Here is a 20,856-nt window from a genome sequence, read left to right on the forward strand (position 1 = left end):
GCCCGCAGGGCGCCAGGGGCAGCCCCGCCAAGGTCAACGCCCCGAGGCAACGGGGCAACAGTCCGGAGCCCCGATGGGAGAGCGGCGGCCAAAGCCGCGCTCAGGTGTGCCGTACTCACGCGGAACATCGCCGAAATCTCGCAGCACCTCACCGCATGCACGGCCGCAGGCGACTCGCGGCAGGTCCGGCTCGACCCGCCCAGGCTCCGACTCACGGGCACGCGCCAGCGCCAGCCGAAAGAATCCCTCCGCAGCCACGAGCCAGGCAAAGCCTGCTGGACGTGGCGGCGCAAGCCGGCGGACGGCGTCGTCGCCCCCTGCGGCGAAACGGTTCGACAAGCGCTTCAACGTGACGTTTTCCCGCGGCGAGCGCACGCGGCAATTCTCGGTGCGTATGCTCGCGGTGCTGTTCTTCGCAGCGCTCGGCATCGTCATCGTCTCCGGGCCGCTGTCTCAATATCTTGACCAGCAGCAACAAAAGCGCGACCTCCTTCAGCAGCTCGATCAGACGACCGCGCGAGTCGACGTACTCGAGCAGGAGCTCGCGCGCTGGAAGGACAACGATTTTGTGCGCTCGCAGGCGCGGGAGCGGCTCGGCTACGTCCTTCCCGGCGAGACGCTCTACCTGGTGTCTGACCCCGCGGAGGGCACGCCTGAGCAGATCGTCGCCGAACGTACGAAAGAAGCTAACGATCGGCGTCGGCAAGCGACTCCTTTCTACGTGACCATGTGGGATTCGATCAAGATTGCCGGCGCGACCGGTGGCATTGAGAATCCCTCGAACGTGCCGGTGATCGGGTCCACGACGCCGCCCGCGCCACCTTTGCCCACAGCTCCGGCGAGCGGGGCGCCCGCACAGGTCGCGGGCGAAACCGCGACCGAAGGCGCCAACTGACGCCACTTGCGCGGTGAGACGGCCATAACGTTGCCGGGCGCTGGGGAGTGTCGGAGGGAGCGGGTAGGCTTGGGACATGAATGAAACCCCTGTGATTTCCACTGACACCTTGAAAAAGGTTGCCATCAACGCCACCGAAGTTCGTGCCGGTGACGTTGATGTTATTACGGAGCAGCTGGGCCGCTACCCGCGCGGCCTGGTCGGCATTGGCGCGCGATGCGCGTGCGGCAACCCGGCCGTGACTATCACCTACCCGCGTCTGCCGGACGGGACCCCATTTCCCACCCTCTTTTACCTCTCCCTTCCCGCGCTCGTGAAGCGCATTTCCCGCATCGAATCGGCGGGCAAGATGGTCGAGTTCAATGACAAGCTCGCTCACGACGCCGCATACCGCGCTGCGCACGAACGCGCCCACGCCTCCTACGTTGAGCGTCGCAATGCCCTTGATGACGTCCCTGAAATCAAGGATAAGTCTGCCGGCGGCATGCCGGATCGCGTCAAGTGCCTCCATGCGCTCGCGGGCTATGCACTTGCAGCTGGTCCGGGCATTTGCCCGGCCGGTGACGAGGCACTGGAGCTGGTCGGGTGGGACGTCAACGTGTGCCGCTGTTCCGATCCCGGGGAATTTGACGAGCCGGCGGTCCCCGCTGGTGCTTTTGATGAGGTGGATAGCGTGGCCGGCAAGATCGCGGGCGCGGACGGCGTCGTCGGCCAGGAAGGTGGGCTTGAATGAGGGTCGCCGGAATTGATTGCGGAACCAACTCGATTCGTCTCCTGATCGCGGATGTCGAGGAGGGAAAACCGCTGAGTGACGTGGTACGTCGGATGGAGGTGGCCAGGCTCGGCCAGGGCGTCGATCGGACGGGCCAGTTCAATCCTGACTCGCTCAAGCGCACGCTCGCCTTCGTTGACGACTATGCCGAGGAGTGCCGAAAGCATGGCGTGGAGTCGATCCGATTTGCGGCGACGTCTGCGACGCGCGACGCGTCCAACCGTCAGATTTTCCTCGACGGCGTGCGCGAGCGTCTCGGCGTGGAAGTCCAGGTGCTCAGTGGCGAGGAGGAGGCGCGCGCGTCCTTCGAAGGGGCGACCTCCGTTCTTGCGCCGAACACCGAAGAACCGTACCTGACGGTCGATTTGGGCGGAGGATCGACCGAATTCGTCCTTGGGAAGGCGGACGGCACGATCCTCCAGGCCGCTTCCATGAATGTGGGGTGCGTGCGCATGCGTGAACGGCACATGGTGTCAGACCCGGCAACCGAGGCGGAGATTGCCGCCGCTCGCGCAGACGTTCAGGCTGCGATAGACGGTACCGGGATCGATTTGTCGTCGGCCCGGACGCTCATCGGCCTTGCCGGCACGATCACCACGGTCACGGCCAAAGTGCTCGGGCTCGATAAGTACGACCCCGCCAAGATTCACAGTGCACGGATGCCTCTGGCTGACGTTGACGCCGGATGCCAATGGTTCATCCACGCCACGATGGAAGAGCGTGGTGCGCTGGGCTTCATGCATCCGGGCAGGGTGGATGTAATCAGCGCGGGCGCGCTCGTGTGGCAGGAGATCATTCGCCGGGTCTCGGCGGAGACCGCCGCTAAGACGCCGCTGACGCACACGGTGACCTCCGAGCACGACATCCTCGACGGGATGGCCCTGTGGGCGGCGCGTGAACCCAACGCGCCCCGGCTGTGACGTGGCTCTTCACTGACTCGAGGCCGGGCCGGGCTCGCCGGGCTGGATATACAAAGCGATGGACCCTTTCGGGCCCATCGCTTTGTGGTTTGCTGTGATTAACGGTCGTAATGTCCGGGGCCGACCTCGGGTTCGCCGCCCGGGACTTCGCCGAAGGTCTCCTCGATCCAGTCGTCGGCGAGAACCTCGTGGCGCTCGAGCGTAGCGCGGTTTTCGTCCATGTGCTCCAGGTCGTAGACCGGAGCGTGGTGGCGGTGCCACAGCGCACGTCCACGGAGGAAGAATGCGCCGATAACGAGCGAGATCAAGGTGCCGAGCAATACCGCGACGCGGGCGTGCGGACCTGATGGGTCGTGGTCGGGGAAAGACAGTGTGGCGATCAGCAGCGACACGGTGAAACCGATGCCGGCGACGAAGGCAACGGCATTGATATCGCCCATGTAGAGGTTCTTACCTAGCTTGAGCTTGAAGACATGGACGAGAAGCGCCACGCCACCCGTGATACCGATCATCTTTCCCAGAGGCAGACCGAGATAGATGCCGAGCGCGGCCGGGTCGGTCAGCATCGCGAGGAAGCCTCCGGAGTCTACGACGTTCACGCCAGCTGCGAAGAAGGCAAAGACGGGCAGGATGAGGCCTGCCGAGTAGAACTCTAGCTTTTCAGTCAGATGCTCGGTCAACGGCAACTTCTCACCGGCGCGCTGGATGGCCGGAATCGTCATACCCAGTAGCACGCCAGCGATCGTGGCGTGAATTCCGGACATGAACATGAACAGCCATGCGGCCAACCCCAGAGGCCAGAGTAAATACCACGAAAGGATGCGCTTCTGAGCCAATGCCCCAAAGAACGCGACAACAAGGACGGCCAGGCCTAGGTAGAGGAAGTTCAGGTGTGAAGAGAAGAACACCGCGATAATCATGATCCCGAGCAGGTCGTCGACCACGGCGAGCGTCATGAGGAAAGTGCGTAGCGAAATCGGGAGGCCCTTGCCGAACAGGCCCAACACGCCCAAGGCAAAAGCAATGTCTGTGGCCACGGGGACAGCCCAGCCGTTCCAGTTGGGAGTGGCAGACAGAAGTTGTACGGTGATGTAGACGAACATCGGGCCCGCCATGCCGAAGACGGCGGCGAGGATAGGCACGAGAGCCTTTCGGATATCGTGGAGCGATCCGATCACGAACTCCTGCTTCAGCTCCATGCCGACAATGAAGAAGAAGAGCGCTAGAAGGAAGTCGGCAGCGATGAGGGAGAGACTCATGCCGTGGCCGTGAAGATCAAACAACGGCGTGTATGCGAGGGTTTCGTATGCTTGACGGGCGCTCGCGGCGGGGAAATTCGCCCACACGAGTGCGAGCACCGCACCGATGATGAGGACGATACCCGCCGTCGTCTCGTTCTTAAGCGCGTTACGATAACGCGAGATGATACCCATGAATCTCCAATCTGTGCATTGCCGCTAGCGAAGCAATGGCGGCAAACTATGTTTTAGTCTAACCACGGGCCCGCATTTTGGTTGCATCGGAGACGCAGGTAGGCTTACACCACGTGGGTGTTTCACCGCTTGGTGGACCTCATGCCCCCATAGCCCAACGGCAGAGGCAGTCGACTTAAAATCGATTCAGTGTCGGTTCGAATCCGACTGGGGGCACTTTTGTTTTCGCCTGGCAACGGCCAATGTCTCGGGTGCACCCGTAACTGTGCGGGCCTTTCCCCACCCGCCACGTATTCCCGCTGTATAAAGCTGATTCCGGCGGTAGTAATCAGCGGTAGATCACTACAGCCGGAATCAGCTTAGTGCGGTTTCGGAGGCCCGGCGGGTGACGCGGCCCGGCGGGTGACGCGGCTCGGCGGATGACGCGGGCCAGTAGTCCAGCAGCCCAGCGGCCCTGCCGCGCAGGGCCGCGCCTACACGTCCCGCTTCTTGAACAGCGCCCAACCGACCAGCAGCGCAACGATGACGTACGCGGCGAAGACACCGATCGCGATGCCCGATGAGGAAACGAACTGGTCGGGCCTACCCAAAGCCTTGGTTCCGCCGAGCGCGACGTTGCCGAGATCGATCGGGGTGAACTGGACCAAGGTTTGCTGGAAGAACTTCCGAGGAATGAGCCTCACAAGGCTGGAGAAGAAGATGAAGGCCAACATGAAGGTGATCGAGCCAGCGGTCGATCGGAACATGTAGCCGATGGCTGACGCTAGTGTAGCAACGAAAGTCAGCAACGCCACGAGCATGATGTAGGGCTGGAAGCCCTCGTTGAGCCCGTCAAAGTTGGGTAGGCGCAAGTACGCGATTGTGGTTCCCACGGCTATGAGGACGACGTTGAGCACGATGGCGAACAGCGCCACTGCGGTGATCTTTGCGAGGAAGGACCGAGTCCGCTTCGGGTCGGAGAGCACGGTGGTGCGCATGGTGTTACTTGAATATTCGCTGGTGACGGCCAGAGCTCCCACGACGGTGAAGAAAATCGTCATGAATTGCCACGGCAAAGCCAGCGTGAGAAAGCCTGCTTCAAAGGGAAGGTTGGGATTGGCGAAAGCCCAGACAACAAGGGCATAGAAGACGATGGCGATCACGGAGGTCGTTACTACCGAGCGCATATTGAGTTTGCGCCACTCGGATGTCAATGAGCGCAGGAAGCTGTTGGCAAATTTCGGTGCGGCGAAGCGTCCGGCGAACGTGGTCATTTCCTGATGGTTCATGGCTGGTCCTTAAAACTCGTTCGACGTGGTCGGGCGCCCCTTGGTGGGCTGGGCTTGCGCGGGAGTGGCGGCGATCGACGGGCCTTGGCGGGTGCCGGCGCCGCCTGCGCCACCGGACCCACCAGCGTCACCAGACCCACCTGCCACGCCGGCCCCGCGGGGCCCGCCGGAAGAGAACTCAACCTGGTCGGCGGTCAGCTCCATGAAGACGTCTTCGAGCGACGAGTGAATCTCCGTCAACTCGTGAATTTCAATGTTGTTTTCGTACAACAGGCGGCCGATCTGCCCGCGTTCTGCCCCGGGCACCTCGAGCGAGCCGCCGGGATAGCCGTATGACGGCGCGACATCGATGACCTGCCAGCGGGCGTGTTCGATCGCATGCCGAATAGCGCCCATGTCCGGACCCGAGACCCTCACGCGTATTCCTTGGCCCGATTCGGTGAACTTCGTGATGGGCCCGGAATCCAGTAGGCGCCCGCGGCCAATAATGATGAGGTCATCGGCTGTCAGCGCCATCTCGCTCATGAGGTGAGAGGAGACAAGGACGGTTCGCCCTTCGTCAGCTAGAGCGCGCATCATGGAACGCACCCAGCGCACGCCGTCCGGATCGAGGCCGTTGACGGGCTCATCGAAAATGAGGATCTGAGGATCGCCGAGGAGGGCGGTGGCGATGCCGAGGCGCTGGCCCATTCCAAGAGAAAAGCCTTTGATTTTCTTCTTGGCGGCGGACTCCAGGCCGGTGAGTGCGATGACTTCCTTGACCCGTTCCTTGGGGAAACCGTGCGTTGCGGCAACGATGTGGAGGTGTTGCAACGCCGTGCGGCCGGGATGGAATGCCCTGCCATCCAATAGCGCGCCGACGGTCGTCAGCGGAGAACGCAGCTTGTGATACTCGGTTCCTTGAACGAGGACACGGCCGGAAGTAGGGCGATCGAGGCCGACGATGCACCGCATCGTTGTTGACTTACCCGAGCCGTTCGGGCCGAGGAAACCAGTGACGGCTCCGGGCCGGAGAGAGAAGGACAGGCTGTCGACCGCGCGGGTCTTTCCATAGTCCTTCGTCAGGTTCTCGACGGTGATCATAGGACCTCCATAGTCTTGGGTGTGCGTTGGGGCGCAATCAGTCGTCTGTTTTTCCATCGTATGGATCGAGTATGGCACGAGCCGTCATACCTAGGGCCGAGAAATTCACAGGAGCACTACGTCCCGCGTCCTTGTGGCGGTTGTGGATAAGGTTAACGACGTCGTCAAAAGCGCGAGCGTGTGCGCAAAGGGTGGTGACGGCGTCGGGAAGTAGGGGAAATTTCCCCGAAGGAGGAAAATGTGGTTGTCGACTCTTGCTTAAAGTTACCACTCCGTTAGTATGAGAGCAGATGGCCGCGTCGGCGGCCCGGACATAGGAGGCTCTCATGAGCAACCCGATTACTACTCGTAATCCTTATTTTTCGGCCAACGCGCAGCGCCCGAACCAGTTCCCGGGCGCGCAGCGCACGGAATACGGCTATGGAGACCAGTACGCGCCGTCCAACTATGGGCAGTCCTTCGACGGGCAGTACGTGGAGGGTGGGCCGTTCGTCCAAGATTCTGGCCGCATGACCTACACTGACGCCCTGAACAAGGTCGGTATCCTGCTGGGCATCGCGCTCATTTCGGGTGTGGCGACCGCCCTGCTCCTCCCGCCAGCGCTGTGGATGCCGGTGTCGATCATCGCGGTGATCGGCGCACTCGTTTCGGGGTTCCTTATCGCGTTCCAGAAGGTTGTGAAGCCCGGCGCGGCTATTGCCTACTCGGCTCTGGAGGGCGTGGCCCTCGGCGCGTTCACGGCAGCCCTCGAGATCATGATCCCGGGCGTGGCGATCCAGGCTGTGCTGGCCACGTCGGTGATTGTGGGTGTGACGCTTGCTCTGCACTACTCCGGCACCGTTCGGACGACGCCGAAGGGCCGCAAGATCATCCTCGTGGTGATGTTGGGCTACTTGGTCTTTTCCCTGCTGAATTTCGTCCTCTCGGTCACTGGCCTCATCGGCCAGCCGTGGGGGATGCGCGGCTTCGAGGTCGCGGGCATTCCGCTGGGCGTCATCATGGGCGTGGCGATGATTCTCATTGCGGCCTACATGCTCATTGGCGACTTCGAGGACATCAATACGGCGATCGTCAACGGCGCACCGCGCGAGTTCTCGTGGACGGTGGGCATCGCAATTGTGATGACGATCCTGTGGATCTACGTTGAGGTTCTGCGCCTTATTGCGATACTTAACGATAACCGATGAAGCGTTTGAAACGCTGATAGTGCGGAGGGCCGGCCCATTGGGCTGGCCCTCCTTTTTGTGTGTTGGCCGCGAGCCGTTGTTTCCCGTGGCCCGGAAGGGGACGACGGAAGTTGTGTCGGTGCAACGCTTGACAACCGCGTAGCTTAGTGGGTTAATTAGTTGTGTAATGAACCGGTAATCATGGTGGAGTGGGAGGAGGGCTCGTGGCCTTAGAATTTGACTCCAAAACGCCCATCTATCAGCAGATCGCCGAGGATATCCGGCGTCGAATCGTGGAAGGCGAACTTCGTGCGGGCGATCAACTCATGTCCACCACGCAGTACGCCACCACCTACAGAATCAACCCGGCGACAGCGAACAAAGCTTTCAACCAGCTCACAGCCGAGGGCATCATCTTCAAGCAGCGCGGCATCGGCATGTTCGTCACGGACGACGCGGCCGCCATCCTCCGCGGCGAAGGCCGCCAATCCTATGCAGGGGAGCGGCTGGCTCCCGCCATTCGCGAGGGTCTTGCACTCGGATACACCCCGGAACACATACGCGCACTCGTCAACGACATCCTGGAGGAAAAATGACTAACGTCCACCCCTTCGACGTTCAGCTGAATGACGTCGGCTACCGGTATTTTCGACACGAGGCGGTCAGGGGTGTGACCGCCGATATCGAGGCCGGTAAGATCACCGGTCTCCTCGGCCGAAACGGCTCCGGCAAGACCACGCTTGAAATGCTGATCGCTGGGCAGATGAGGGCCACCGGCGAGATCATCGTGGCAGGCGAACGGGTCTGGGAAAACCCGCGAGTCATGCCCAACATCGCATTCGTCTCCGACGATCCCGCAATCTTCAAAGAATCGAGGCTCACGGCGACCATCGACCTGTGGACGCGGGTGCGCCCGACTTTTCGCGCCGACATCGTCGAATCGCTCCTCGATGCGTGGGAGATTCCCCTGAAGAAAGCCCCTGCAAAGCTCTCGCGCGGCCAGAAGTCGGCGTTCTTCGCGGCGCTGGGCATCGCATCGCGCTCGCCGCTCACGATCTTCGACGAGGTCCACCTGGGCATGGATGCCGTGCTTCGCCGCGACTTTTACGATGTTCTCCTCCAAGACTTCATCGCGCACCCGCGCACGATCATCATCTCCAGCCATAACGTTGACGAGATTGAGGATCTCATCGAAAACGTCCTCATCATGGACGAAGGCAGGCTCGTGGTCTCCGGTAGTGCCGACGACGTCCGCGCGCAGTACTCCTCGCCGGGTCGCGTCGCCTCGCTGACGGATGTGCTCGCAGCGGTCAACAAGCGTCGCACGGGATCCGAGGCGCTGTTAGCGCTTGGTGAGACGACGGCGTCGGGAAGGTGAACCGATGAAGCTCGCACTTGATGAACTGCGGCGTAACAAAGTGCAAACGACCGTATTTGTGGGATTCTTCGTGCTACTACTGGGCATCTCTTTCGTCGTTGCCTATGTTGGACGGTTTGACCCACAGCCGGATTTCCTAAATTTTGCCACCGGGATGAGCGTGGTAGAGACGAACCTCGTGTTGTCGACGATGGCCATGAGCGTGGATTGGCTCGGACAGATGATATTCATCCTGGGCATCGTGATCGGGGCGTTCAACCGTTCCTACCTGGGAGCGGGGCTGACTCGCCGGCAGATTCTGGCCAGAAGCTACAGCTACGGATTACTCGTGCTCGGGCTAACAGCCGCTATCGTAGGCGGGTTGTGGGGGCTTGCCTTTGTAATCGGACATCCCGTTGTCAACGGAGTTAATGCTGCTACCGTGGCCCTCATTTTTGTCAAATACGTTTCAAGCTATCTTGCAGGCTATGCGATTGTCTCACTGTTTCTACGTTTTCGGCCGTGGTGGGTGGTGGCAGGAATTGCGCTTATTATTCTGCTGGCATTTGTGGGCGCAATTACGCTGCCACATACCGACATCGACTTTATACACATCACCATCGATCTTGGTAGCGGAATCCATGTTGGCCAGAGTGGGCAGACCGCGAACGGGGCCACCGCGATTCTCACAAACGCTTACCTGACGATGGCGCTTTCGATCGCCCTGTCCTTCGTCATCGGTGCGTGGGCGACTCTGACTATGCCGATGAGACGCTCCTAGGAGGAACCGTGTGGATCAACAAGTATGAACGGGATCTGATACTTGGTTTAGCAGGCGTGCTGGTGTTATTTTTCGTCATTTCTGCCACCTTTAGCGCTTTTGCCACCGACAGGGTCCAGGTATCTTTCTTTTCCAGTAATTGGATAGGCGAAATCCGTGCTGCCACTGAGGAAAAGACCGTTTGGAACTCCGTGGCTGGTGTCTTCAGCTTTATGCCTCTAGCCTCAGGATTCCTCGCCGGATATTACACCGCCCAAGTGCGCGCATACCTGGGGGCGGGAATGACCCGCATGCAGGTTTTCATGCGATTGACTAGGCTCGCTCTCCTCGTGGTGGGACTGCTAACAACGCTGATCGCCATTTTCTGGGGCGTCAGCTCATTTGTGAAGAAACCAGAACTGACGGGCGTGAATCTCACCAGCTTGGCAATGATTCCCCTATGGCTGGCTGCCACCTACATGGCGACGATGTGCGTGGTGGCCCTATTTTTGCGTTTTGTTTGGTGGAAAGTAGTCATCGGCAGCGTCGTCGTCATGAACAGCGTGATTGGCCTGACCCTCGCTCTGACGTCCGTGCACGGCTGGCAAGTTCACCTTAACAGCGAAGCTGTGGCGATGGCAGTTTTGCTCGCCGCATTGCTGTGTTGGATTTCTACCTGGGCGTTGATACGCGAACTTCCGATCCGCCGGGGCTAACCACACGAGCGCGAACGTAAGGGCGGGGTAGTGAGAACACATTCGCTACCCCGCCCTATTGTCACTACGGCAAGTGACAGAGCCTTTAGATCACGCCGTCAAGGAGCTTGGTGTGATCGCCGAAGCGGTGGTTCGTCGCCGCCACAGCCTGCTCAAGGAAGAACGGGCGCAGATCGATCTGACCGTTGCCGGTGGCCGGATCAGAGTAGATGGCGACATCGACCGAGCCGCCCACGGCCTCAGCCACAGCCCGCGGATTGTTGCCAAAGTAGCGGATCTTGCGGCCTTCATCTGGCTGGCGGCTGACATTGGCCAGCCACTGCGCGTTGGTCTCCACGCGCACGGTGGCTCCCGCGGCGCGGAACGCCTGGGCGACCGTGTCGCGCAGGTCGTCGCCCACGCTGAGCTCAATGGTGGTCTTGCCTGCCAGCGCTGCGGCCACCATCGGAGCGACCTTCCACCAGTCCTGCGGTTCCTCGAGGCGGACCGTGACGGATGTTGGCATGTAGCGGAAAACATTTTTCTCCACGCCCAATCCAGACACGTCGCGCTGTGCAAGATACTGTTCCTCGAGGGCATTCTGGGCGCTACGCAGTGCAGTGCGGTAGGCGTCGGCGCTCTCGGCGGGTACCTTGTCGGCCAACTTGTCGAACTCGAGGAGCGTCGGGTAGGTCAAGGCTGCGAGCTGCCCAGTGTGCACGCCGTCGTTGGTCGGCTCCACGCGGGACAGGCCGATGAGGTGGTTGGGGCCGCCGGCCTTCGAACCGGTGCCGACCTGGGAACGCTTCCACCCGCCAAACGGCTGGCGGCGCACGATCGCGCCTGTGATGCCACGGTTGACGTAGACGTTGCCCGCCTCAACCTTGGCCAGCCACTGGGTGATCTCGTCTGGGTCGAGCGAATGCAGGCCCGCGGTGAGGCCGAACTCTACGGCGTTCTGGAACTCGATGGCCTCCTTGAGAGTCTCGGCACGCATGATGCCAAGAACCGGGCCGAAGTATTCGGTGAGGTGGGCGTCCTGGCCGGGGCGGACGCCGTCGCGAATTCCCGGAGACCACAGGCGGCCCGAATCGTCGAGTTGACGCGGCTTGAGCAGCCACGATTGGCCGGGCTCAAGCTCGGTCAGTCCACGCTTGAGCTTGCCGGCGGCAGGCTCGATGATCGGCCCCATCTCACTAGAAGGATTGGTGGGCCAATCGACGACGAGCGACTCGGCGGCGTCGACCACCTGGTTGATGAAACGCTCCGAATCGCCCATGGCACCCACGAGGATGCACAACGAAGCGGCGGAGCACTTCTGGCCGGCGTGGCCAAAGGCGGACTGGACGACGTCCTTCGCTGCGAGGTCGATATCGGCCTGCGGGGTGACGATGATAGCGTTCTTGCCGGAGGTCTCAGCAAAGATCTTCAGGTCCGGTTCCCAGGAGCGGAACAGCTTCGCCGTCTCGATCGAGCCGGTGAGGATCACCTGGTCCGAGCCCGTCACGAGGGCCTTGCCAACCTCGGCGATCTCGTCCGGGTGAACGTCGACGAGGCGAAGAACGTCCTTCGGCACCCCGGCCTCCCACAGGGCCTCGGCGATGACGGCGCCACAACGGCGAGCCTGCTCGGCCGGCTTGAACAACACAACAGAACCGGTGGCCAGCGGCGCAAGCGCGGACCCCGCCGGAATCGCCAGCGGGAAGTTCCACGGCGGAATGGCGGCCGTCAGCGGCTCAGGTGAGAGGCGAACGCCCTCGATCTGATCAAGCTCCTCGGCCAGGTCCGCGTAGTAGTTGGCGAAGTCGATCGCCTCGGAGACCTCGATGTCGGCCTCGCCGACCACCTTGCCACACTCAGATGCGGCAACTTCAATCAGCTCGGCACGACGCTCGCCCAGCACCTGGGCGGCGCGGCGCAGGATGGCGGCGCGCTCCGCGCCCGTCGTCGCGGACCACGCGGGGGCGGCCTTGCGGGCGTCGGCGACGATGCTCTCCATCTCCTCGACCGTGCGCACGCGCGCCGCATCCGCGCTCGCCACACCTAGCTCGGAGTCAGCCATCTTGGCAAAAATCTGATTCGCCCACTCAACATTAGCCGGCAACGACGGATCCGAATCCGGGGTGTTGCGGAAGCTGGTGAGCAACTCGACCTCATCGGTCAGGCGGTTCTGCTTGCGGTTCGGGCCAAACGTCAGCTCCGGAACCTCATTGACCGGACCCATCGCGTCGGCCAAATCTGCCTCCGGGAACGCCGCAACCACCCCGGTAGCGAAGCGGGTGCGCTCGCGGGAGAAGACGGCGTCGTTCTCACCGATCTCAAAGACGCCGGACATGAAGTTCTCCTGCGCGGCGGACTCCTCGAGGCGACGCACAAGGTAGGAGATGGCGACGTCGTAGTTCGCCGGGTCCACAACCGGCACGTAGTACAGGATCTGGCCAACGTCCTCACGGATGGCGCGCGCCTGGTTGGTGGCCATGCCCTTGAGCATCTCGACCTCGAAGCCCTCCGTGACGCCGCGCTCCTTGGCGAGGTTCAGGCCGAAGCCGAGGGTGAAGAGGTTCTGGCCGGCGATGCCAAGGTTGACGTTCTTGATGTGCTCCGGGCGCAGGGCAAATTCGAGGACGCGCATGTAATTGGCGTCCGTGGCGGCCTTGGAAGGCTGAACGGCCAGATTCCAGCCGTGCATGGCGGCGTCGACCTGCTCCATGGGAAGGTTTGCGCCCTTGACGAGGCGCACCTTGACGGGCGAACCGCCGTCGGCAACGCGCTTGGCCGCCCACTCCTGCAGGTGCTCCATCGCGCCGAGCGCGTCGGGCAGGTAGGCCTGAAGCACAATGCCAGCCTTGAGATTCTTGAACTCCTCGCGGTCAAGGATGCCCTTGAAGACATCGATGGTCAGGTGGAGGTCGTGATATTCCTCCATGTCCAGGTTGACGAACTTGTTGCCCTTCTTCGCCGTGCGGTAAAGCGGAAGGAGGGCCTTGATCGCCTGATCAACGGCCTGCTGGTAGCCCCACGGGTTGTGGACGCCGAGGACCGAGGAGACCTTGATCGACACGTAGTCGACGAAGTCGTATTCGAGCAGCTCGGTCACGGACGCCAGGCGGTGCGCCGCCTCCTTCTTGCCGAGGACGGCCTCGCCCAGGAGGTTGAGGTTCAGGCGGGAGCCGTCTGCGCGTAGCTTCTTAACGGCCGGGCCGAACTTTTTCGGCGTCGTGTCGAGAACGAGATTGCCCACGAGCATGCGGAAGACGCGGAAGGCGGCTTCGGTGATAAACGTGGGCGACGCCGGAGCGAGCACGCCGCCAACCTTCGCCGGGAGGGAAAGGTAGGCGGGTAGGAAGCTCGCCGGCCGCGCCGAGAGCTTCTTGAGATTCTTTGCCCGGGTCTTGGGATCCTCGGGGCGGATGACGCCGTCCACAAACTGGACGGTGAAGTCGAGGCCGCCCTCGTCCTTCAGGACTTGGGAGAGTAGCTTTCCTGCGCGATCCTCGGGGAAGGTCGCGGAACGCTCTGCCCACGTCTTGGCCTGTGCGATGGCGTTCTTCGCCACCTTCGCAAAATCGACATCATTCTTCAACGTTGCCACTTTTTCTCCCTCAATTTTTGGGATTGTCTTTACATCGAAATAATTTCCGGTATTGTCACATTCAACCACCTTGTGTGCCACGCCGCAATCAATGTTCGGCAGGTGCACCTTCACACTTTAGGGAGACGACTGATGAGCGATACCACGTGGCAGATCATCTCAATGATCATCTACTTCCTCGTCATGATCGGAATTGGATTATGGGCATACCGCCAAACCTCCGACGTTGACGACTACATGCTCGGCGGACGCCAGCTCAACCCGATGGTCGCCGCGCTTTCCGCCGGCGCCTCCGACATGTCCGGGTGGCTTCTCATGGGCCTGCCGGGCGCCCTCTACGCCTCCGGCCTGTTTGAGTTCTGGATCGCGGTTGGCTTGACCGTTGGTGCCTGGCTGAACTGGAAGTTCATCGCGCCGCGCCTGCGCTCGTATACTGAAGTCTCGAATAATTCGATCACGGTCCCTTCGTTCCTCGACTCTCGCCTGCGCGATTCGACCCACGCCCTGCGCATCGTCGCCGGGCTCATCATCCTGTCTTACTTCACCTTCTACGTCTCCTCCGGCATGGTTGCCGGAGGCACGTTCTTCGAAGGCGCTTTCGGCGTCGACTACAAGCTCGGCATGCTGATCATCGCCGCAATTACTGTGTTCTACACCCTGGTTGGAGGTTTCTTGGCAGTGTCTTACACCGACGCCGTCCAAGGACTTCTCATGATGCTCGCGTTGGTGCTGGTGCCGGCGATTGGTATTTTCTACGTCGGTGGTTTCGACAGCATGGTCGAAAGCGTTCGCGCCGTCGATCCTGCCCTGCTTGATCCGCTCAAGGGCGCCACCGCAATTGGCCTCATCTCCACGGTTGCATGGGGCCTGGGATACTTCGGGCAGCCGCACATCATTGTCCGCTTCATGGCTCTGCGCAACCCGAAGGAAGCGAAGTCCGCGCGCCGCATCGGTATCGGCTGGATGCTGCTTGCTGTGGTCGGCGCGCTGCTGACCGCGCTGGTGGGCATCGCAGCCTACAAGCATGACGTCAATATGCTGGCCAACCCCGAGCAGGTCTTCATCGTTTTGGGCCAGATGCTCTTCCACCCGCTGATCGCAGGCTTCATGCTCGCGGCGATCCTCGCCGCCATCATGTCCACCATCTCGTCGCAGCTGCTGGTGAGCTCCTCGGCGCTGATCGAGGACGTCTACATGACCTTTACCAATCGCAAGCTCTCCGCCAAGGCCGGCGTCATGCTCTCGCGCATATCCGTGGCGGGCATCGCGGTGCTTGCCGGTGGCCTCGCCCTCAACCCGAACGACACGATTCTGGGGTTGGTGGCCTTTGCCTGGGCCGGCTTCGGCGCCTCCTTCGGCCCGACCATCATCCTCGCCCTCTACTGGCGCAAGCTCACCGGCTTCGGCGCGCTCGCGGGCATGGTGATGGGAGCCATCACCGTTGCAGTGTGGGGCAATGTGGACGGAGGCATGTTTGACCTGTACGAAATCGTTCCGGGCTTCGTCATCAACTTCATCGTCACGATCATCGTCTCGCTCCTCACATACGAGCCGAACCCGATCATCGAGAAGGAATTTGAGACGGCTGTGGAGCTGACCAAGGACTGGTCACGCCGCGACCAAGCCAAAGCCGAGGTCCGCGAAGTTACTCGCAGCAACCCGGATGGCTATGAGCCGCGCTCGGCCACACTCGTAGCCGAAGACGGTAGCGAGATAGAGCTCCCGAAGTAGTACTCGGTGACTGGGGTGTGGGCCGCGGCGGGAACGCCGTGGCCCACACTGCTTCTGGCGGTAGACAGTCGGTTGGTGCTGGCCGGGAGTGGTGCTGGCTCGGTGCTGGGTGGGGCGGTACTGCTTGGCGTGGCGCTGGGTGGGGCAGGGCTACTCGGCGCGGCGCTGGTTCGCGGTGGTGGCGGTACTGCTTGGCGCGGAGCTGGGTGGGGCAGGGCTGCTACTCGAGGGCACCGGGATCGCCCACCCCCGACGCACCTCGCCACTCATGACGCACCTTAAGCAGGGGTTTTAAGTGCGTCGTTGATGGAGAGGTGCGTCGTTGGCAGTGGACTGGCGTTGCCGGATTGGATTTCGAGCCGGTTATGGGTTCGGGAAGGCCATCGTTGCTTCACAACCGGCTCGGGCCAGTGCTTCGGTCGATCAGCGGAGCGATTGGGCTCCTTCCGGTCATTACTTGCGGGGCGAATCGCGGCTAACTATCGTCGCGGGAGCACCATTTTCTCCCGGAAGCTCGAAAGCGTTGCGGTAGCCCGTGCTTACGGCTTGTTTTCGTCAGGGCGCTGCAATTTGATGCTACGGCGGCGCTTTGATGCTACGGAGGGAGCGTTTAGATGCATGTTTCGCGCTACTGTGGCGTTTTCGAGCTACGGCGACGGCGTTGAGATTGGTACTTGACGCTGCGGTGGCGTTTTCGTGCTCCGGCGGCAATTTCGAGCTACGGCGGGAGGGGAATGAAGTTAAGCTCCGACTTATCACGTGCTTGACCTTCGCCCTCGCATATCCGCAAGCGACATTTTCCCGATCTTGCAGGCGGATGCCCAACGCATTCTTGGTGTCGCATGGCCCGGACAAACATGGGAGCAAATCCCGAAGTGGAATCTGCTCCCGTGTGAATATGACTCTGGCCCTGCGGATGAGAAGCGAACGTTTTGAGGAGCCGAGCTGCTGAATCCTCGTAGCCGAGCTGCTAACCCTGCCTAAAGCGGGGCCCACACGCCAAGGCCGGCTCAAAAAGCCCCGCCAAGGCCCGGCTCAAAAAGCCCCGCCAAGGCCCGGCCGAAAAAGCCACGCGAAGGCCAGCCCCACAAAGCGCCGCCCTAGCTTTACCGGCCGTGCAGGGTATTGAAGTTGAAGGCGGAATCCTGAATTCCCTTGATGTCCACGACGAAGACGAGCACGTCGTCGCCCTTGATACCTGCGCGGGGATTGCCCTGCGGCCCATATCCCTTGAACGGAGGGACGCAGATGAGGAGGCGGGAGCCGACCTGCTTGCCGACGATTGCTTCGTCCCAGCCCTCGATGACCATGCCGACGCCGATCGGGAATACCGACTTCCCATCGCGGAAGTAGGAGGAGTCAAAAATCGGGCCGTCCCAGACCTGGCCATGGTAATCGACCTCGATCTCGTCGCCTGCACGAACCACGCGGCCATCACCTTCTTCGAGGACCTTAATACGAAGTCCCTTTGGTGCTTCGGCGCCTTCCGGGAAAGTGAGTTCCGGAGTCTGCCCAAAGTGCCCGGAGACGGTGGGGAAAATGATGTCCATGACGACCTTTCGATGAGGTATTCGTGATGACTTGGTGAGATATTCGGGATATCTCGATGAGATTTTGGGATGTCTCGGTGAGGTGTTCACGAGACATCGGTGACGTGGATTCGCGATGAACGACTGCATGTCTGCCGATAGTCTACCGACTCCACGCAGGGCTCAAAGTGGTTGACCAGCAGAAGATCTGCCAGCACCAGCCGCAACCCGCCGACCAGCCCACTCACAACCCGACCAGCGGTCCGCTACCTGGTAGAGGGCACGCCATGCCGGTCGCCGCGTGGCAGCGGTAGCCGTTGGGCACCTTGATGAGGTACTGCTGGTGCGATTCTTCGGCGGGGAAGAAACCGGTGGTTTCGGCTGCGTCCACGATTTCGGTGACGATCGCCTCGCGGCCGTGCTCGGCAAGCACCGCGTTGTAAGCTACCTTCGACTCCTCCGCAAGGGCGCGCTGCTCCGGCGTCGTCGTAAAGATGGCCGAACGATACTGGGTGCCGACGTCGTTGCCTTGGTAGTTGAGGGTCGTCGGGTCGTGGCATTCCCAGAACGTTTTGAGGATCAGCGCAAGTGGATTGTGCACGACGCCGTCGCCGCCAGTTGCATCCCCAGCGCCAGCCGCGTCCGCCGATCCTACGACGCCGTCGCCGCCAGTCGCGCTACCGGCAAGCCCGGCATTGTAGACCACGCGCACGGTCTCAGTGTGGCCGGTCATGCCGGTGCACGCTTCCTTGTATGTGGGGTTGGGGGTGAAGCCGCCCATGAAGCCGACCGAGGTGGTGACCACGCCAGGAAGATCCCACATGATTTCCTCGACGCCCCAGTAGCACCCCGCGGCCAAGAAAATCTCGGCCTGGTCCTCGGCCACGGGCGCGAGGATGTCGGTGCCGAGTACCAGATGCGGGGCGGGGTCAACGAGCACGGGGCTCTCGCGCCCCGGCAGCGCCTGGTCGCGGGTGATCATGTCGGGGGTTGGGCGGCGAAGAAACACTAGTTGCTGGCCTCCACCGAGATGATTTCGACGTGGAACTCCTTGCCGTTGGGGGCGATGTAGGAGGTCTTGTCGCCGACCTTGAGGCCCATGATGGCCTGGCCGAGCGGCGCGGATTCGGGATAAACGTCAACGTCCACCCAGTCCTGTGCCTGGCGTGCTCCGAGCAGGAAGCGCTTTTCCTTGTCGTTGACGGTGGCGGTGATGATCAGGCCCGGCGCGACGGTGCCGGTGGCCTTGGGGGCCTCGCCCACCTCGGCGTGCTCCAGGAGGTAGGTCAGCTCCTGGATGCGTCCCTCCATCTTCGACTGTTCTTCGCGCGCGGCGTGGTAGCCGCCGTTCTCGCGAAGGTCACCCTCGGAGCGGGCGGCCTCGATGCGTTCGGCGATCTCGGCGCGGCCGGTCGTCTTCATTTCTTCGAGCTCTGCAGAGAGCCGGTCGAACGATTCCTGCGAAAGCCACGTGGTCTCAGCCATGAGGTTCCTCCTTATTTGCGGGCCCGGCCTCTGCGCCTGACCGACGTCATCACAATAAAAAACATGCCCAAGACGTCGGGCATGTGTCTTGCCGAGAGAATAGCACCGAAATCGGCGCGCATTCAACAAATCTCACGGGTGTTTACTATCGGCGGAGAACGCCGAGGTCAGCGCCGCGCAATCGGGCTTCGGCTAGCGCCGAGCACCCGCACCTTTCCTGGTGAGTGACATATGATTTGGAATGAGTGTGATTCCCAAGGAGAAGCAGTGGCAGAACGTAGGCTGATGGCAATCCACGCCCACCCGGATGACGAGTCTTCTAAGGGTGCCGGCATGATGGCCAAGTACGCCCAAGCCGGGCGGGTCAGGGTTGTGACATGCACGGGCGGCGAACGCGGCGACATCCTCAACCCGCGCCTTGCTGGCGATCCCAGCATTTTGGCGAACATGGCCGCCGTACGCCGGGAGGAAATGGCTCGCGCCGCCGCGGCCCTGGGGATCGAGCACGTGTGGCTGGGTTTTGTGGATTCGGGCTTGCCTGAGGGTGATCCGTTGCCCGCCCTCGATCCGGACAGTTTCGCCATGGCCCCGATCAACGACGTCGTCGCCGCGCTTGTCCGCGAGATCCGCGAGTTTAAGCCGCAGGTCGTTACCACGTATAACGAGAATGGTGGATACCCGCACCCTGATCACATCCGTACCCACACGGCGTCGATGATGGCCGTCACCGCTGCCCGCGATCCGCACGCGTATCCCGACGCCGGAGAGCCGTGGCAGGTCTCGAAGGTGTATTACGACGCCGCCTTCAATCGTACGCGCATCGAGGCGTTCGATGCGGCGTTGCGTGAGGCGGGGCTCGAGAGCCCGTACTCTGAATGGCTCGAACGCGACACGCAGGCGACCCAGGCCACGGCGCGAATCGAGGTGTCGGAGTTTTTCCCGGCGCGCGACGCCGCCCTGCTCGCCCACGCCACACAAATCGATCCTGATGGCTTCTTTTTCGCGATGCCGCGCGATCTGGAGGCGAAGGTGTGGCCGTGGGAGGAGTTTATGCTCGCCCTGACCACCGTTGGGCGCAGTAACTCCCAGGAGCGCGACCTGTTTGAGCGCGTCTTGGGGGTTGAGCCGCTTTACTAACTCTTTTTCTTCTGCTTCTTGCCGGCCTTGCTATCCTTCTTCGGGGCGTCAGCCTTCGCGGGCTCGGCGGCGGAGGCCATCGTCTCGAGCAGACGGCGGCGCCGGGCGTCGATCTGCCAGCGTGGCATCAGTCACTCTTGGCCGAGGTCGACCAGGGCCTGGGTGAGCAACTCTGTGATTGCCACGCGTGGGAACCACTCGCGGTCGGCTGGGAGGACGGACCACGGCGCGTATTCGGTAGACATGCGCTCGAACATGATTTGGTAAGCCTTTTGGTAGGCGTCCCACTTGCCGCGCGTCGTGATGTCTCCGGGAGAGTACTTCCACCACTTGTCGCGGCGCGCGAGGCGCTCGGCCAGCCGCAAGCCTTGCTCGCGGTGCGAGGGCATCATGGCAACCTTGATCAAGGTGTAGCCCTGATCGATGAGGGACTTCTCCCACGCATTGATCTCCTCCTAGCGGCGATCGATCTCGTCTGGTTCGGCAAGCTGATCGACCCGCCCGATGAGGACATCTTCGTAGCGCGAGCGGTCAAAGGCGCCGATCCTTCCCGCGGGCGGCAGCTGCTTCTCCACGCGCCACAGGAATTGGTGGGAGAGCTCTTCGTCGGTGGGCTTTCCGAAACTTGCCAGGTGCAGGCCCAGCGGATCCATCATCCCGAAGACGTGGCGAATAATGCCACCTTTGCCTGAAGTATCTAAGCCTTGGAGGATGACGAGCACACGGCGGTCGTCGCTGCCGTTGTGGGCGTTGGCGAAAAACCTCTCCTGCAACTCGTCGAGGAAAGCGCCACGCTCTTTCATGAACGCCTTGGTCTGCGTCTTGTCCCCGTCCCAGCCAGGGGTGGAACCGCGATCAAGCTGAGATAGTTGGAAATCGGAATTGACGCGCAGGCCTATCGTCGGCGACGTGCTCCACATGCCGGAGTATTTTTGGCTGAATTTTTCACGGTTGCCACCTTTGATCATAGCCTAACGAGGCGTGCGGATTCCGTGGCTAACATGCTCACGATGAAAGTGCGCCGAGGAGGGGC

At 61.7% G+C, this 20,856-nt stretch carries 19 protein-coding genes, 1 tRNA gene and 1 pseudogene; 11 read left to right on the plus strand and 10 right to left on the minus strand.

The window, feature by feature from the left end:
* Positions 1–33: 33 nt before the first annotated feature.
* Positions 34–348 (minus strand): hypothetical protein, encoded by a 315-nt coding sequence (locus tag HLG82_RS01135; RefSeq protein ID WP_193326932.1) that lies wholly within the window; start codon positions 346–348, stop codon positions 34–36.
* 1 nt (position 349) lies between these two features.
* On the opposite strand from HLG82_RS01135, the gene HLG82_RS01140 reads away from it, so the two are divergent.
* The 3 genes from HLG82_RS01140 (at position 350) to HLG82_RS01150 (ending at position 2,587) form a co-directional block, all read left to right on the plus strand.
* Positions 350–895, plus strand: coding sequence for an FtsB family cell division protein (locus tag HLG82_RS01140; RefSeq protein WP_193326933.1), 546 nt, complete (start codon positions 350–352; stop codon positions 893–895).
* Between the two features lie 76 nt (positions 896–971).
* On the plus strand, positions 972–1,628 hold the full coding sequence (locus tag HLG82_RS01145; protein WP_193326934.1) for a DUF501 domain-containing protein: 657 nt from the start codon (positions 972–974) through the stop codon (positions 1,626–1,628).
* Positions 1,625–2,587, plus strand: coding sequence for a Ppx/GppA phosphatase family protein (locus HLG82_RS01150; protein WP_193326935.1), 963 nt, complete (start codon positions 1,625–1,627; stop codon positions 2,585–2,587). Before HLG82_RS01145 ends, HLG82_RS01150 begins: the two co-directional genes overlap by 4 nt.
* A gap of 98 nt (positions 2,588–2,685) precedes the next feature.
* Here the strand turns inward: HLG82_RS01150 and nhaA are convergent, their stop codons facing one another.
* The gene (nhaA, locus tag HLG82_RS01155) at positions 2,686–4,020 is read right to left on the minus strand and encodes a Na+/H+ antiporter NhaA (protein ID WP_193326936.1); all 1,335 of its coding nucleotides are present in this window, start codon (positions 4,018–4,020) and stop codon (positions 2,686–2,688) included.
* A gap of 143 nt (positions 4,021–4,163) precedes the next feature.
* Here nhaA and HLG82_RS01160 point away from each other — a divergent pair.
* Positions 4,164–4,236 (plus strand) — tRNA-Leu (locus tag HLG82_RS01160).
* Between the two features lie 257 nt (positions 4,237–4,493).
* Here the strand turns inward: HLG82_RS01160 and HLG82_RS01165 are convergent.
* Positions 4,494–5,288, minus strand: a complete 795-nt coding sequence (locus HLG82_RS01165) for a DUF2705 family protein (RefSeq protein WP_193326937.1) — start codon at positions 5,286–5,288, stop codon at positions 4,494–4,496.
* 9 nt (positions 5,289–5,297) lie between these two features.
* Positions 5,298–6,371: an ATP-binding cassette domain-containing protein gene (locus HLG82_RS01170; RefSeq protein WP_193326938.1), complete on the minus strand. Its 1,074-nt coding sequence runs from the start codon at positions 6,369–6,371 to the stop codon at positions 5,298–5,300.
* A gap of 326 nt (positions 6,372–6,697) precedes the next feature.
* Between HLG82_RS01170 and HLG82_RS01175 the strand changes: the two genes are divergently transcribed.
* The 5 genes from HLG82_RS01175 to HLG82_RS01195 all read left to right on the plus strand — a co-directional run bounded on the left by HLG82_RS01175 (position 6,698) and on the right by HLG82_RS01195 (position 10,370).
* Positions 6,698–7,558: a Bax inhibitor-1/YccA family protein gene (locus HLG82_RS01175; protein ID WP_193326939.1), complete on the plus strand. Its 861-nt coding sequence runs from the start codon at positions 6,698–6,700 to the stop codon at positions 7,556–7,558.
* A 203-nt stretch (positions 7,559–7,761) separates the two neighbouring features.
* Entirely contained in the window at positions 7,762–8,133 is a 372-nt protein-coding gene (locus tag HLG82_RS01180; RefSeq protein ID WP_193326940.1) for a GntR family transcriptional regulator, read from the plus strand.
* A complete protein-coding gene (locus HLG82_RS01185) occupies positions 8,130–8,915 on the plus strand; it encodes an ATP-binding cassette domain-containing protein (protein WP_193326941.1) in 786 nt (261 codons plus the stop codon). The genes HLG82_RS01180 and HLG82_RS01185 overlap by 4 nt, the downstream gene beginning before the upstream one ends.
* Positions 8,916–8,919: 4 nt before the next feature.
* Positions 8,920–9,675: a hypothetical protein gene (locus HLG82_RS01190; RefSeq protein WP_193326942.1), complete on the plus strand. Its 756-nt coding sequence runs from the start codon at positions 8,920–8,922 to the stop codon at positions 9,673–9,675.
* Positions 9,676–9,683: 8 nt separating this feature from the next.
* Positions 9,684–10,370, plus strand: a complete 687-nt coding sequence (locus tag HLG82_RS01195) for a hypothetical protein (RefSeq protein WP_193326943.1) — start codon at positions 9,684–9,686, stop codon at positions 10,368–10,370.
* A gap of 85 nt (positions 10,371–10,455) precedes the next feature.
* On the opposite strand, the gene HLG82_RS01200 is transcribed toward HLG82_RS01195, so the two are convergent.
* On the minus strand, positions 10,456–13,941 hold the full coding sequence (locus tag HLG82_RS01200) for a proline dehydrogenase family protein (protein WP_255313910.1): 3,486 nt from the start codon (positions 13,939–13,941) through the stop codon (positions 10,456–10,458).
* Positions 13,942–14,073: 132 nt separating this feature from the next.
* Here HLG82_RS01200 and putP point away from each other — a divergent pair, with 132 nt between their 5' ends.
* Complete coding sequence (gene putP / locus HLG82_RS01205; RefSeq protein ID WP_193326944.1) at positions 14,074–15,672, plus strand: sodium/proline symporter PutP; 1,599 nt, start codon at positions 14,074–14,076, stop codon at positions 15,670–15,672.
* A 1,106-nt stretch (positions 15,673–16,778) separates the two neighbouring features.
* On the opposite strand, the gene HLG82_RS01210 is transcribed toward putP, so the two are convergent.
* From HLG82_RS01210 to greA, 3 genes are all read right to left on the minus strand, one after another.
* Positions 16,779–17,222, minus strand: a complete 444-nt coding sequence (locus HLG82_RS01210; RefSeq protein ID WP_193326945.1) for an FKBP-type peptidyl-prolyl cis-trans isomerase — start codon at positions 17,220–17,222, stop codon at positions 16,779–16,781.
* A 223-nt stretch (positions 17,223–17,445) separates the two neighbouring features.
* A complete protein-coding gene (locus HLG82_RS01215) occupies positions 17,446–18,183 on the minus strand; it encodes a peptide-methionine (S)-S-oxide reductase (RefSeq protein ID WP_193327683.1) in 738 nt (245 codons plus the stop codon).
* Between the two features lie 26 nt (positions 18,184–18,209).
* Positions 18,210–18,686, minus strand: coding sequence for a transcription elongation factor GreA (gene greA / locus HLG82_RS01220; protein ID WP_193326946.1), 477 nt, complete (start codon positions 18,684–18,686; stop codon positions 18,210–18,212).
* Between the two features lie 267 nt (positions 18,687–18,953).
* On the opposite strand from greA, the gene mca reads away from it, so the two are divergent.
* A complete protein-coding gene (gene mca, locus HLG82_RS01225; protein WP_216858950.1) occupies positions 18,954–19,823 on the plus strand; it encodes a mycothiol conjugate amidase Mca in 870 nt (289 codons plus the stop codon).
* Here the strand turns inward: mca and HLG82_RS10435 are convergent.
* Entirely contained in the window at positions 19,820–19,951 is a 132-nt protein-coding gene (locus tag HLG82_RS10435) for a hypothetical protein (protein WP_255313911.1), read from the minus strand. The genes mca and HLG82_RS10435 overlap by 4 nt on opposite strands.
* Positions 19,952–19,954: 3 nt before the next feature.
* Positions 19,955–20,791, minus strand: a pseudogene (locus HLG82_RS10440) (PPK2 family polyphosphate kinase).
* Between the last annotated feature and the right edge of the window lie 65 nt (positions 20,792–20,856).

The sequence above is a fragment of the Trueperella pecoris genome, assembly GCF_014926385.1.
Lineage (GTDB): Bacteria > Actinomycetota > Actinomycetes > Actinomycetales > Actinomycetaceae > Trueperella > Trueperella pecoris.